Here is a 13,983-nt window from a genome sequence, read left to right as displayed (position 1 = left end):
GTGAAAAGGGAAACAACCCAGACCGTCAGCTAAGGTCCCAAAGTTATGGTTAAGTGGGAAACGATGTGGGAAGGCTTAGACAGCTAGGAGGTTGGCTTAGAAGCAGCCACCCTTTAAAGAAAGCGTAATAGCTCACTAGTCGAGTCGGCCTGCGCGGAAGATGTAACGGGGCTCAAACCATACACCGAAGCTACGGGTATCACGCAAGTGATGCGGTAGAGGAGCGTTCTGTAAGCCTGTGAAGGTGAGTTGAGAAGCTTGCTGGAGGTATCAGAAGTGCGAATGCTGACATGAGTAACGACAATGGGTGTGAAAAACACCCACGCCGAAAGACCAAGGTTTCCTGCGCAACGTTAATCGACGCAGGGTTAGTCGGTCCCTAAGGCGAGGCTGAAAAGCGTAGTCGATGGAAAACAGGTTAATATTCCTGTACTTCTGGTTATTGCGATGGAGGGACGGAGAAGGCTAGGCCAGCTTGGCGTTGGTTGTCCAAGTTTAAGGTGGTAGGCTGAAATCTTAGGTAAATCCGGGGTTTCAAGGCCGAGAGCTGATGACGAGTTGCCTTTAGGCGACGAAGTGGTTGATGCCATGCTTCCAAGAAAAGCTTCTAAGCTTCAGATAACCAGGAACCGTACCCCAAACCGACACAGGTGGTTGGGTAGAGAATACCAAGGCGCTTGAGAGAACTCGGGTGAAGGAACTAGGCAAAATGGCACCGTAACTTCGGGAGAAGGTGCGCCGGTGAGGGTGAAGCACTTGCTGCGTAAGCCCACGCCGGTCGAAGATACCAGGCCGCTGCGACTGTTTATTAAAAACACAGCACTCTGCAAACACGAAAGTGGACGTATAGGGTGTGACGCCTGCCCGGTGCCGGAAGGTTAATTGATGGGGTTAGCTAACGCGAAGCTCTTGATCGAAGCCCCGGTAAACGGCGGCCGTAACTATAACGGTCCTAAGGTAGCGAAATTCCTTGTCGGGTAAGTTCCGACCTGCACGAATGGCGTAACGATGGCGGCGCTGTCTCCACCCGAGACTCAGTGAAATTGAAATCGCTGTGAAGATGCAGTGTATCCGCGGCTAGACGGAAAGACCCCGTGAACCTTTACTATAGCTTTGCACTGGACTTTGAATTTGCTTGTGTAGGATAGGTGGGAGGCTTTGAAGCGTGGACGCCAGTTCGCGTGGAGCCATCCTTGAAATACCACCCTGGCAACTTTGAGGTTCTAACTCAGGTCCGTTATCCGGATCGAGGACAGTGTATGGTGGGTAGTTTGACTGGGGCGGTCTCCTCCTAAAGAGTAACGGAGGAGTACGAAGGTGCGCTCAGACCGGTCGGAAATCGGTCGTAGAGTATAAAGGCAAAAGCGCGCTTGACTGCGAGACAGACACGTCGAGCAGGTACGAAAGTAGGTCTTAGTGATCCGGTGGTTCTGTATGGAAGGGCCATCGCTCAACGGATAAAAGGTACTCCGGGGATAACAGGCTGATACCGCCCAAGAGTTCATATCGACGGCGGTGTTTGGCACCTCGATGTCGGCTCATCACATCCTGGGGCTGAAGCCGGTCCCAAGGGTATGGCTGTTCGCCATTTAAAGTGGTACGCGAGCTGGGTTTAGAACGTCGTGAGACAGTTCGGTCCCTATCTGCCGTGGACGTTTGAGATTTGAGAGGGGCTGCTCCTAGTACGAGAGGACCGGAGTGGACGAACCTCTGGTGTTCCGGTTGTCACGCCAGTGGCATTGCCGGGTAGCTATGTTCGGGAAAGATAACCGCTGAAAGCATCTAAGCGGGAAACTTGCCTCAAGATGAGATCTCACTGGAACCTTGAGTTCCCTGAAGGGCCGTCGAAGACTACGACGTTGATAGGTTGGGTGTGTAAGCGCTGTGAGGCGTTGAGCTAACCAATACTAATTGCCCGTGAGGCTTGACCATATAACACCCAAGCAATCTGTAGACTCGAAAGAGACCAGATTGCGGTGTGTGAAGACGAAAATGAACCGAAAGTTCGACGCTCACAAAACACCGACAGCTGTCACATACCCAATTTGCTGAAGCGAGACCATCCGGTCACGAGTCAGTACCCGAATTTCTTGACGACCATAGAGCGTTGGAACCACCTGATCCCATCCCGAACTCAGAAGTGAAACGATGCATCGCCGATGGTAGTGTGGGGTTTCCCCATGTGAGAGTAGGTCATCGTCAAGATTAAATTCCGAAACCCCAATTGCGAAAGCAGTTGGGGTTTTGTTTTGTCCGCAGGAAAATGGGTTGTTTGAATTCTATGCAGCGGCCCGGTGCATGGCTATTATTCGGGCCTCATTCTGAGGCGAGACCTGCATGCTGACGTTGTTGAACCTTCTGAAGGATGGTCGATTCCATTCCGGTCAGGCCCTGGGCGTTGCTCTGGGAATTAGTCGAAGTGCGGTGTGGAAGCAGCTTCAGCATCTGGAGACGGAGCTTGGGTTATCCATACATAAAGTTCGAGGGCGGGGCTATCAATTGGCTTCGCCGCTGGCGTTGCTTGACTCGCTCGCAATAGAGGAAGGTCTTGCCGGCTGGTCTGTCAGTGTCTTCGATTCCATCGACTCAACTAATGCTGAATCGTTGCGAGCGGTAGATCGAGGGCGGGTTGCGCCTTTTCTAATACTGGCTGAGCGTCAGAGTTCCGGGCGCGGGCGCAGGGGGCGTAAATGGGTAAGCCCGTTTGCTGAAAACCTTTATTACAGCCTCGTGTTGCGTATCGATGGAGGGATGCGTCAGCTCGAGGGGTTAAGTCTCGTTGTCGGTCTCGCGGTCATGCAGACCCTGCGCGCGTTTGGGGTGCCAGGTGCGGGACTGAAATGGCCCAATGATGTTTTGGTCGGGCGAAAAAAAATTGCAGGCATCCTGCTGGAGCTCGTCGGAGATCCAGCGGACGTTTGTCATGTAGTGTTGGGCGTGGGCATTAATGTGAACATGCAGGCTACAGACGAAGTCGATCAGCAATGGACTTCACTGCGTCTAGAGTCGGGTAAATCTTGTGATCGCAATATTCTGGCGGTTGAGCTGAGTAAGCAGCTGCAACTCTATCTGCGACGTCACCAGTCAGGCGGCTTCTCTGCGCTTCAGGCGGAGTGGGAGGCGAGCCATTTGTGGCAGGGGCAGCCGGTTTCTCTCACTGCCGGTGTCAATCAGGTAGAGGGTGTCGTGCTGGGAATCGATAATCAAGGCGCGCTGCGGCTAAAGGTAGATGGTGTGGAAAAGGTCTTTAGTGGTGGTGAGCTCAGCTTGAGGTTGCGTCATGATTCTTGAGCTCGATTGTGGAAACAGTTTTATCAAATGGCGGGTGCTGAGTGCAGAGTTGGGCGCCTTGGTCGCAGAAGGTGTGGTCGACTCTGATGGCGCCTTGGTCGACAGTCTTCGGTCGCTTGAGAAGATATCTCTCGGTAAATGTCGCCTTGTCAGCGTAAGAACTGAAGATGAGACCAATTTGCTTATTGGCTTGCTCAGGCGCGAGTTCGGCATTTCCGTTGTCTGTGCGTCGCCCGCTCGCGAGATGTCTGGCGTAACGAACGGTTACGACGACTATGAGCGCCTCGGTCTCGATCGCTGGCTGGCGATGCTTGGTGGTTTTCACCTGGCTAAAGGTGCTTGTCTGGTTCTTGATTTCGGGACGGCGGTGACCGCGGACTTTGTCTCCGCGGACGGTGAACATCTGGGAGGCTTCATTTGTCCTGGCATGCCGCTGATGCGTAATCAGTTGCGTACGCATACTCGGAAAATTCGCTATGGGGATCTGGCGGCGGAGCGGGCATTGGCGAGTCAGGCTCCTGGGCGCAACACGGCCGAGGCTGTCGAGCGTGGCTGTTTGTTGATGCTAAGAGGATTCGTATTGACGCAGCTGGAGGTGGCGCGTTCCTACTGGGGTGACGACTACAGGGTCTTCATTACGGGTGGTGATGCCGAGTTGGTTTCGGATGTTGCGCCTGAGGCTCGGATTGTTTCCGATCTGGTGTTCGTGGGTTTGGCTATGGCGTGTCCTTTGTCCTGAGGTTTGTATGCGTTGGTTGTTCCTTCTGCTTCTGGTACTCAATGTGTTTTATTACGTCTGGCATCAGCAGGAGGCCCCGCTACGCGCAAAGGATGTCACGCCTCTCAGTCTTTATCGTGGGTCGCAACAGGATATTCGCTTGCTGAGTGAGGCTGGTGGTGATGCTTCCCGTGAAAAAAGGACTGGAGGAAAGCCTGATGGGCAGTGCCTTTATGTGGGTGGTTTGGCGCGCCCCGAGTCCGCTCAGGCGTTGGAGCAGCGTTTGACGGAGCTTGGTGCAAAAGTTCTTCCTTCGTCAAAAGAGTCTTCCGGCGGCTCATATTGGTTCAAGGTTACGCCCGAAACCCAGCATTTGTTGGGTGATGCTCAGCTGCAAAACCTTTCCAAGGAATTCAATGAGTTAAAACATAAAATAATGCTGTGCGAGGGGGTTGCACCTACTGAATAGTTTGCATAGAATGGCGCCCGCTCCACAGCGAAGACCTGAAAAGGTTGGTATGATGGAGTGATGTCAACGCAGCTAACCTCAGGTTTTTAAATGAGAAAATGCTTGACAGGGGGTTGGCATAGTATAGAATGCCGGCCTGATTAGGAGGGGTTCCCGAGCGGCCAAAGGGATCAGACTGTAAATCTGACGTCTACGACTTCGAAGGTTCGAATCCTTCTCCCTCCACCAGATTTTAGCGTGAGCTGCAGGCTCCGCGGGTATAGTTTAGTGGTAGAACCTCAGCCTTCCAAGCTGATGATGCGGGTTCGATTCCCGCTACCCGCTCCAAGTTTGCAGGTTGTGCAAAGTGTTACGCTCTTGTAGCTCAGTTGGTAGAGCACACCCTTGGTAAGGGTGAGGTCAGCGGTTCAAATCCGCTCAAGAGCTCCATATAACAAGGCAGATATGAAAATATCTGCCTTTGTTTTAATGGCTTGTGTTGTTTGCTCAATTTCTTCTGTTAGGGGTGATATCGATGGCTAAGGAAAAATTTGATCGTTCCCTGCCGCACGTCAACGTTGGCACCATCGGTCACGTAGACCACGGTAAAACCACGTTGACCGCTGCTCTGACTCGCGTCTGCTCCGAAGTTTTCGGTTCGGCCGTAGTTGAATTCGACAAGATCGACAGCGCACCAGAAGAAAAAGCTCGCGGTATCACCATCAACACCGCGCACGTTGAGTACAACTCGAACATTCGTCACTACGCTCACGTTGACTGCCCAGGTCACGCTGACTACGTGAAGAACATGATCACTGGTGCTGCGCAGATGGACGGCGCGATCCTGGTTTGCTCGGCCGCTGATGGTCCGATGCCGCAAACCCGTGAGCACATCCTGCTGTCCCGTCAGGTAGGCGTTCCGTACATCGTGGTTTTCCTGAACAAGGCTGACCTGGTAGACGACGCTGAGCTGCTGGAACTGGTTGAGATGGAAGTTCGCGACCTGCTGTCCACCTATGACTTCCCAGGCGACGACACTCCGATCATCATCGGTTCGGCTCGTATGGCGCTGGAAGGCAAAGACGACAACGAAATGGGCACCACCGCTGTTAAGAAGCTGGTGGAAACTCTGGACAGCTACATCCCAGAGCCAGAGCGTGCTATCGACAAGCCTTTCCTGATGCCAATCGAAGACGTGTTCTCGATCTCGGGTCGCGGTACTGTTGTGACCGGTCGTATCGAGCGCGGTATCGTTCGCGTTCAAGATGCTCTGGAAATCGTTGGTCTGCGTGATACCACCACCACCACCTGCACCGGTGTTGAGATGTTCCGCAAGCTGCTGGACGAAGGTCGTGCTGGCGAGAACTGCGGCGTTCTGCTGCGTGGCACCAAGCGTGACGACGTTGAGCGTGGTCAGGTTCTGGTTAAGCCGGGTTCGGTTAAGCCGCACACCAAGTTCACCGCAGAAGTTTACGTTCTGAGCAAGGAAGAAGGCGGTCGTCACACTCCGTTCTTCAAAGGCTACCGTCCGCAGTTCTACTTCCGTACTACTGACGTGACTGGTAACTGCGAGCTGCCAGAAGGCGTTGAAATGGTAATGCCAGGTGACAACATTCAGATGACTGTTACCCTGATCAAAACCATCGCGATGGAAGACGGTCTGCGTTTCGCAATCCGTGAAGGCGGTCGTACCGTTGGTGCTGGCGTAGTGGCCAAGATCATCGAGTAAACAGTTGTAATGTCTTTTTCAGGCCGGCATAATGGTCGGCCTGATTTTGTTTTAGGTCAGTAGCTCAATTGGCAGAGCGACGGTCTCCAAAACCGTAGGTTGGGGGTTCGATTCCCTCCTGACCTGCCAGATTCACTCGGTGTGTCTGGCTTTCTTTTCACAGGATCTTCATAGATGACTCCTAAAGCTGAAGCTCAAGGCTCTCGCTTCGATTTGCTCAAGTGGCTTGTAGTGGTCGCTTTGGTAATTGTTGGCGTTGTCGGTAATCAGTATTACGCTGCTTCGCCGATCCTGTACCGTGTACTCGCATTGCTTGTTATTGCTGCTGTAGCTGCCTTTGTAGGCCTGCAGACTGCCAAGGGCAAGTCTTTCTTTGTACTGGTTAAGGAAGCTCGCACCGAGATTCGTAAAGTCGTATGGCCAACTCGCCAAGAAACCACGCAGACCACACTGATTGTTGTGGCTGTTGTCCTGGTTATGGCGTTGCTGTTGTGGGGGCTTGATTCCCTGCTCGGTTGGCTTGTTTCCTTGATTGTCGGCTAAGGGTGTCCCGTGGCTAAGCGTTGGTACGTTGTGCATGCTTACTCGGGTTACGAGAAGCATGTCATGCGTTCGTTGATCGAGCGTGTAAAGCTGGCTGGCATGGAAGATGGCTTCGGCGAAATTCTGGTTCCCACTGAAGAAGTGGTTGAAATGCGTAATGGCCAGAAACGCAAAAGCGAGCGCAAATTCTTCCCAGGTTATGTGCTGGTTCAGATGGATATGAATGAGGGTACTTGGCACTTGGTCAAGGATACTCCTCGGGTGATGGGTTTTATCGGCGGTACTGCTGATAAGCCGGCACCAATCACCGATAAAGAAGCTGAGGCGATTTTGCGTCGCGTTGCCGACGGTAGCGACAAGCCGAAGCCGAAGACGTTGTTCGAGCCAGGCGAAACCGTTCGAGTCAATGACGGGCCGTTCGCTGACTTTAACGGCGTTGTTGAAGAAGTTAACTACGAAAAGAGCCGGATCCAAGTGGCAGTGCTCATTTTCGGACGCTCTACTCCGGTAGAGTTGGAGTTCAGTCAGGTCGAAAAGGTCTAGCTGAGCAAGCATCCCAACCCCGCAGCCCTAGGCTGTGGGGTTTTGTCGTCACTGGGATAAACGCGCAAGTAACCGGGGAGCCTTTCGAGGCGTTCGAACCCGTAATTGGAGTGCCTCATGGCCAAGAAGATTACCGCTTACATCAAGCTGCAAGTGAAGGCCGCTCAGGCTAACCCAAGCCCACCTGTTGGTCCTGCTCTGGGTCAGCACGGCGTGAACATCATGGAATTCTGCAAAGCTTTCAACGCCCGTACCCAGGGTCTGGAAGCTGGTCTGCCGACTCCAGTGATCATCACTGTCTACAGCGACCGTAGCTTCACTTTCGAAACCAAATCCACCCCTGCTTCGGTTCTGCTGAAGAAGGCGGCCGGTCTGACCAGCGGTTCCGCTCGTCCGAACACCGTTAAGGTTGGCACTGTTACCCGTGCTCAGCTGGAAGAAATCGCGAAAACCAAAAACGCGGATCTGACTGCAGCTGATATGGATGCAGCCGTGCGTACTATCGCCGGTTCTGCTCGTAGCATGGGCCTTAACGTGGAGGGTGTGTAATGGCTAAGCTGACCAAGCGTCAAAAGGCTATCGCCGGCAAAATCGAAGCAGGCAAGGCCTACAACATTGTAGACGCCGCTGCACTGCTGGCCGAGCTGTCGACTGTCAAGTTCAGCGAGTCGTTCGACGTAGCTGTAAACCTGGGCGTAGACCCGCGTAAATCCGACCAGGTTGTTCGTAGCGCTACTGTGCTGCCACACGGCACTGGCAAGACTGTTCGCGTTGCTGTGTTCACCCAGGGTCCAGCTGCTGAGGCCGCTCTGGCTGCCGGCGCTGACCGTGTAGGTATGGACGACCTGGCTGCCGAAATGAAAGGCGGCGACCTGAACTATGACGTAGTGATCGCATCCCCGGATGCCATGCGCGTTGTAGGTCAACTGGGTCAGATCCTCGGTCCACGTGGTCTGATGCCTAACCCGAAAGTCGGCACTGTTACCCCAGACGTCGCTACCGCGGTTAAAAATGCCAAGGCTGGTCAGGTTCGTTATCGCACCGACAAAAACGGCATCATCCACACTTCCGTTGGCAAGATCGGCTTCGATGCCGTCAAGCTGAAGGAAAACGTTGAAGCCCTGATCGCTGATCTGAAGCGTATCAAGCCAGCTTCTTCGAAAGGTATCTACGTCAAGCGCGTTACCCTGAGCACCACTATGGGCCCAGGTCTGGTTATCGACCAGAGCTCGCTGGACGCGTAAGACAAAAATTGGCGCAGTTGACTGCGCCAATTGAAAGATTGGGGTCCCTGCCTGGCGGGGGCTATCCAAGACCGTAGGCGACGCAAGTCTTAAACCTCAAGCCTACGCAGATGGTGCTCCCGGTTCCTTACCGAATCAGACACCAAAACGACATTCGGTTTCGATCGAATGAAACGGTAACAAGCAGGAGTTAAACCCGTGGCAATTAATCTCGAAGACAAGAAGGCCATCGTCGCTGAAGTCAACGAGGCTGCCAAAGTCGCTCTGTCCGCTGTCGTGGTTGATGCCCGTGGCGTAACAGTAGGCGCAATGACCGGACTCCGTAAAGAGGCTCGTGAAGCTGGCGTTTACGTACGTGTTGTACGTAACACCCTGCTCAAGCGCGCTGTTGCTGACACTCAATACAGTGTCCTCAACGACGTGTTCACCGGCCCGACCCTGATCGCATTCTCGAACGAACATCCGGGCGCTGCTGCTCGTATTTTCAAAGAGTTTTCGAAGGGTCAGGACAAGTTCGAGATCAAGGCAGCTGCGTTCGAGGGCAAGTTCCTCGCAGCTAATCAGATCGACGTTCTGGCAACTCTGCCGACCCGTGACGAAGCAATTTCCCAGCTGATGAGCGTGATTCAAGGCGCTACCAGCAAATTGGCTCGTACTCTGGCGGCAATTCGCGACCAGAAAGAAGCTGCTGCAGCCTAAGGCTCGTCAGCTTCTCGCGTTTTTTGTTTATTTCGATGGTCGCGTAGGCCGTCCCCCAATTCAGGAATTGAGTCATGTCTCTGACTAACGAACAAATCATCGAAGCAATCGGCCAGAAATCCGTAGTGGAAATCGTTGAGCTGATCAAAGCGATGGAAGAAACCTTCGGCGTGACCGCTGCTGCTGCTTCGGCTGGTCCAGCTGCTGCTGCCGCTGTTGTTGAAGAGCAAACCGAGTTCAACGTTGTTCTGCTGGAAGCTGGCGAGAAGAAGGTTAACGTGATCAAGGCAGTTCGTGAACTGACCGGTCTGGGCCTGAAAGAAGCCAAAGAGAAAGTAGACGGCGCTCCTCAGGTTGTAGCTGAAGGCGTTTCGAAAGAAGCTGCTGAAGACGCCAAGAAGAAGCTGGAAGAAGCAGGCGCTAAAGTCGAGCTGAAATAAGTATCGACTTTGCTCCTCCAGCCCGAGCGTCAAGCGACAGGCTGATGGCTGGTGGCTCTTGCCACCGGCCTTTTTCCGTTATTGGCAGCCGACTGGGTCGGTGTCGATAACGAGCTGTAACCACCCGATGCGGTGGCGCAAACCATGGGGTTTGCACGATTTTCTGGCTGCTCCCGTCGGGAGAGGCCAAACAAGCAGGTGACCAAGCTGGGGAACGCTGATGGCTTACTCATATACTGAGAAAAAACGTATCCGCAAGGACTTTAGCAAGTTGCCGGACGTCATGGATGTGCCTTACCTCCTGGCCATCCAGCTGGATTCTTATCGTGAATTCTTGCAAGCGGGAGCGACTAAAGATCAGTTCCGCGACGTGGGCCTGCATGCGGCCTTCAAATCCGTTTTCCCGATCATCAGCTACTCCGGCAATGCTGCGCTGGAGTACGTCGGTTATCGCCTGGGCGAACCGGCATTTGATGTCAAAGAATGCGTATTGCGCGGTGTAACTTTCGCCGTACCTTTGCGGGTAAAAGTGCGCCTGATCATTTTCGACAAAGAATCGTCGAACAAAGCGATCAAGGACATCAAAGAGCAAGAAGTCTACATGGGTGAAATCCCATTGATGACTGAAAACGGTACCTTCGTAATCAACGGTACCGAGCGTGTTATCGTTTCCCAGCTGCACCGTTCCCCGGGCGTGTTCTTCGACCACGACCGTGGCAAGACGCACAGCTCCGGTAAACTGCTGTACTCCGCGCGCATCATTCCTTACCGCGGTTCGTGGCTGGACTTCGAGTTCGACCCGAAAGACTGCGTATTCGTGCGTATCGACCGTCGTCGCAAACTGCCGGCCTCGGTACTGCTGCGCGCGCTCGGTTATACCACCGAGGAAGTGCTGGACGCGTTCTACACCACCAACGTATTCCACGTGAAGGGCGAAGGCCTGAGCCTGGAGCTGGTGCCTCAGCGCCTGCGTGGTGAAGTTGCGGTTCTCGATATCCAGGACGACAAAGGCAAGGTGATCGTTGAGCAGGGCCGTCGTATTACTGCCCGCCACATCAACCAGCTGGAAAAAGCCGGGATCAAAGAGCTGGACGTGCCTCTGGATTACGTTCTGGGTCGTACCACCGCCAAGGCGATTGTGCATCCGGCTACCGGTGAGATCCTGGCAGAGTGCAACACCGAGCTGTCGACCGAAATCCTGGCGAAAATCGCCAAGGCCGGCGTCGTACGCATCGAGACTCTGTACACCAACGACATCGACTGCGGTCCGTTCGTCTCCGACACGCTGAAGATCGACTCCACCAGCAACCAATTGGAAGCGCTGGTCGAGATCTATCGCATGATGCGTCCAGGCGAGCCGCCAACCAAAGACGCTGCCGAGACCCTGTTCAACAACCTGTTCTTCAGCCCTGAGCGCTATGACCTGTCTGCGGTCGGCCGGATGAAGTTCAACCGTCGTATCGGTCGTACCGAGATCGAAGGTTCGGGCGTGCTGTGCAAGGAAGACATCGTCGCGGTACTGAAGACTCTGGTCGACATCCGTAACGGTAAAGGCATTGTCGACGACATCGACCACCTGGGTAACCGTCGTGTTCGCTGCGTAGGCGAAATGGCCGAGAATCAGTTCCGCGTTGGCCTGGTACGTGTTGAGCGTGCGGTCAAAGAGCGTCTGTCGATGGCCGAAAGCGAAGGCCTGATGCCGCAAGACCTGATCAACGCCAAGCCAGTGGCTGCGGCGGTGAAAGAGTTCTTCGGTTCCAGCCAGCTGTCGCAGTTCATGGACCAGAACAACCCGCTGTCCGAGATCACCCACAAGCGTCGTGTCTCTGCACTCGGCCCTGGCGGTCTGACTCGTGAGCGCGCGGGCTTCGAAGTCCGTGACGTACACCCGACTCATTACGGTCGTGTCTGCCCGATTGAAACGCCGGAAGGTCCGAACATCGGTCTGATCAACTCCCTGGCTGCTTACGCTCGCACCAACCAGTACGGCTTCCTCGAGAGCCCGTACCGTGTGGTGAAAGAGGGTGTGGTCACCGACGACATCGTGTTCCTGTCCGCCATTGAAGAAGCCGATCACGTGATCGCGCAGGCTTCGGCGACCATGAACGAGCAGAAAGTCCTGATCGACGAACTGGTGGCCGTACGTCACCTGAACGAATTCACCGTCAAGGCGCCGGAAGACGTCACCTTGATGGACGTTTCGCCGAAGCAGGTAGTTTCGGTTGCAGCGTCGCTGATTCCGTTCCTCGAGCACGACGACGCCAACCGTGCGTTGATGGGTTCCAACATGCAGCGTCAAGCTGTACCAACCCTGCGCGCTGACAAGCCGCTGGTCGGTACCGGCATGGAGCGTAACGTGGCTCGCGACTCCGGCGTTTGCGTCGTGGCTCGTCGTGGCGGCGTGATCGACTCCGTTGATGCCAGCCGTATCGTGGTTCGCGTTGCCGATGACGAAGTTGAAACCGGCGAAGCTGGTGTCGACATCTACAATCTGACCAAATACACCCGCTCGAACCAGAACACCTGCATCAACCAGCGTCCGCTGGTGAGCAAGGGTGATCGTGTTCAGCGTGGCGACATCATGGCCGACGGTCCGTCCACCGACATGGGTGAACTGGCTCTGGGTCAGAACATGCGCATCGCGTTCATGGCATGGAACGGCTTCAACTTCGAAGACTCCATCTGTCTGTCCGAGCGTGTGGTTCAGGAAGACCGTTTCACCACGATCCACATTCAGGAACTGACCTGTGTGGCTCGTGACACCAAGCTTGGCCCAGAGGAAATCACTGCGGACATCCCTAACGTGGGTGAAGCTGCGCTGAACAAGCTGGACGAAGCCGGTATCGTTTACGTAGGTGCTGAAGTCGGCGCAGGCGACATCCTGGTAGGTAAGGTCACTCCGAAAGGCGAGACCCAACTCACTCCGGAAGAAAAACTGCTGCGCGCAATCTTCGGTGAGAAAGCCAGCGACGTTAAAGACACTTCCCTGCGTGTGCCAACCGGCACCAAAGGTACTGTCATCGACGTACAGGTCTTCACTCGTGACGGCGTTGAGCGTGATGCTCGTGCCCTGTCGATCGAGAAGTCCCAGCTGGACGAGATCCGCAAGGATCTGAACGAAGAGTTCCGCATCGTTGAAGGCGCGACCTTCGAGCGTCTGCGTTCCGCTCTGGTAGGCCACAAGGCTGAAGGTGGCGCGGGCCTGAAGAAAGGTCAGGACATCACCGACGAAGTACTCGACGGTCTTGAGCATGGTCAGTGGTTCAAACTGCGCATGGCTGAAGATGCTCTGAACGAGCAGCTCGAGAAGGCCCAAGCCTACATCGTTGATCGTCGCCGTCTGCTGGACGACAAGTTCGAAGACAAGAAGCGCAAACTGCAGCAGGGCGATGACCTGGCTCCAGGTGTGCTGAAAATCGTCAAGGTTTACCTGGCAATCCGTCGTCGCATCCAGCCGGGCGACAAGATGGCCGGTCGTCACGGTAACAAAGGTGTGGTCTCCGTGATCATGCCGGTTGAAGACATGCCGCACGATGCCAATGGCACACCGGTCGACGTCGTCCTCAACCCACTGGGCGTACCTTCGCGTATGAACGTTGGTCAGATCCTTGAAACCCACCTCGGCCTCGCGGCCAAAGGTCTGGGCGAGAAGATCAACCGGATGGTCGAAGAGCAGCGTAAAGTCGCTGAACTGCGCACCTTCCTGGACGAGATCTACAACCAGATCGGCGGTCGTAACGAAGATCTGGACAGCTTCTCCGATCAGGAAATCCTGGATCTGGCTAAGAACCTGCGTGGCGGTGTTCCAATGGCCACTCCAGTGTTCGACGGTGCCAAGGAAAGCGAAATCAAGGCCATGCTGAAACTGGCAGACCTGCCAGAAAGCGGCCAGATGCAGCTGACCGACGGCCGTACCGGCAACAAGTTCGAGCGTCCAGTTACCGTTGGCTACATGTACATGCTGAAGCTGAACCACTTGGTAGACGACAAGATGCACGCGCGTTCTACCGGTTCGTACAGCCTGGTTACCCAGCAGCCGCTGGGTGGTAAGGCGCAGTTCGGTGGTCAGCGTTTCGGGGAGATGGAGGTCTGGGCACTGGAAGCATACGGTGCTGCTTACACTCTGCAAGAAATGCTCACAGTGAAGTCGGACGATGTGAACGGCCGGACCAAGATGTACAAAAACATCGTGGACGGCGATCACCGTATGGAGCCGGGCATGCCCGAGTCCTTCAACGTGTTGATCAAGGAAATTCGTTCCCTCGGCATCGATATCGATCTGGAAACCGAATAACACGTGACGCGATCGAGAGCGGGGCAGGATTGCC

At 54.7% G+C, this 13,983-nt stretch carries 11 protein-coding genes, 4 tRNA genes and 2 rRNA genes (1 of these 17 cut by a window edge); all 17 read left to right on the top strand.

Annotated elements, in window-relative coordinates; translation table 11 throughout:
• A 23S ribosomal RNA gene (locus tag K3819_RS26215) occupies positions 1 to 1,932 on the top strand (it extends 959 nt beyond the left edge of the window).
• A gap of 157 nt (positions 1,933 to 2,089) precedes the next feature.
• Positions 2,090 to 2,205 (top strand): 5S ribosomal RNA (gene rrf, locus K3819_RS26210).
• A gap of 132 nt (positions 2,206 to 2,337) precedes the next feature.
• A complete protein-coding gene (gene birA, locus K3819_RS26205) occupies positions 2,338 to 3,291 on the top strand; it encodes a bifunctional biotin--[acetyl-CoA-carboxylase] ligase/biotin operon repressor BirA (RefSeq protein ID WP_085613342.1) in 954 nt (317 codons plus the stop codon).
• Entirely contained in the window at positions 3,281 to 4,030 is a 750-nt protein-coding gene (locus K3819_RS26200) for a pantothenate kinase (RefSeq protein WP_085613343.1), read from the top strand. Before birA ends, K3819_RS26200 begins: the two co-directional genes overlap by 11 nt.
• Before the next feature lie 7 nt (positions 4,031 to 4,037).
• Positions 4,038 to 4,478 (top strand): hypothetical protein, encoded by a 441-nt coding sequence (locus tag K3819_RS26195; protein WP_221398199.1) that lies wholly within the window; start codon positions 4,038 to 4,040, stop codon positions 4,476 to 4,478.
• A 143-nt stretch (positions 4,479 to 4,621) separates the two neighbouring features.
• A tRNA-Tyr gene (locus K3819_RS26190) sits at positions 4,622 to 4,706 on the top strand.
• 25 nt (positions 4,707 to 4,731) lie between these two features.
• A tRNA-Gly gene (locus tag K3819_RS26185) sits at positions 4,732 to 4,805 on the top strand.
• Between the two features lie 26 nt (positions 4,806 to 4,831).
• Positions 4,832 to 4,907, top strand: a tRNA-Thr gene (locus K3819_RS26180).
• An 85-nt stretch (positions 4,908 to 4,992) separates the two neighbouring features.
• On the top strand, positions 4,993 to 6,186 hold the full coding sequence (tuf, locus tag K3819_RS26175) for an elongation factor Tu (protein WP_010220303.1): 1,194 nt from the start codon (positions 4,993 to 4,995) through the stop codon (positions 6,184 to 6,186).
• A gap of 53 nt (positions 6,187 to 6,239) precedes the next feature.
• Positions 6,240 to 6,315 (top strand) — tRNA-Trp (locus K3819_RS26170).
• A 45-nt stretch (positions 6,316 to 6,360) separates the two neighbouring features.
• Complete coding sequence (gene secE, locus K3819_RS26165; RefSeq protein WP_007957600.1) at positions 6,361 to 6,729, top strand: preprotein translocase subunit SecE; 369 nt, start codon at positions 6,361 to 6,363, stop codon at positions 6,727 to 6,729.
• A gap of 9 nt (positions 6,730 to 6,738) precedes the next feature.
• Positions 6,739 to 7,272 carry a transcription termination/antitermination protein NusG gene (gene nusG / locus K3819_RS26160; RefSeq protein WP_007957598.1) on the top strand — a complete coding sequence of 178 codons (534 nt, stop codon included), beginning with the start codon at positions 6,739 to 6,741 and terminating at the stop codon, positions 7,270 to 7,272.
• A 117-nt stretch (positions 7,273 to 7,389) separates the two neighbouring features.
• Positions 7,390 to 7,821 (top strand): 50S ribosomal protein L11, encoded by a 432-nt coding sequence (gene rplK / locus K3819_RS26155; protein ID WP_003228756.1) that lies wholly within the window; start codon positions 7,390 to 7,392, stop codon positions 7,819 to 7,821.
• Positions 7,821 to 8,516 (top strand): 50S ribosomal protein L1, encoded by a 696-nt coding sequence (rplA, locus tag K3819_RS26150; protein WP_003228754.1) that lies wholly within the window; start codon positions 7,821 to 7,823, stop codon positions 8,514 to 8,516. The genes rplK and rplA overlap by 1 nt, the downstream gene beginning before the upstream one ends.
• A 198-nt stretch (positions 8,517 to 8,714) precedes the next feature.
• Positions 8,715 to 9,215: a 50S ribosomal protein L10 gene (gene rplJ / locus K3819_RS26145; protein ID WP_085613345.1), complete on the top strand. Its 501-nt coding sequence runs from the start codon at positions 8,715 to 8,717 to the stop codon at positions 9,213 to 9,215.
• Positions 9,216 to 9,289: 74 nt separating this feature from the next.
• Positions 9,290 to 9,655: a 50S ribosomal protein L7/L12 gene (gene rplL / locus K3819_RS26140; protein WP_003228750.1), complete on the top strand. Its 366-nt coding sequence runs from the start codon at positions 9,290 to 9,292 to the stop codon at positions 9,653 to 9,655.
• Between the two features lie 220 nt (positions 9,656 to 9,875).
• The gene (rpoB, locus tag K3819_RS26135) at positions 9,876 to 13,949 is read left to right on the top strand and encodes a DNA-directed RNA polymerase subunit beta (RefSeq protein ID WP_039772428.1); all 4,074 of its coding nucleotides are present in this window, start codon (positions 9,876 to 9,878) and stop codon (positions 13,947 to 13,949) included.
• Positions 13,950 to 13,983 lie beyond the last annotated feature (34 nt).

It is taken from the genome of Pseudomonas sp. 3-2 (assembly GCF_019710535.1).
Taxonomy (GTDB): domain Bacteria; phylum Pseudomonadota; class Gammaproteobacteria; order Pseudomonadales; family Pseudomonadaceae; genus Aquipseudomonas; species Aquipseudomonas pharyngis.
Note: the sequence above shows the minus strand (reverse complement) of the source record. Positions and strands in the feature narration are given on the sequence as shown.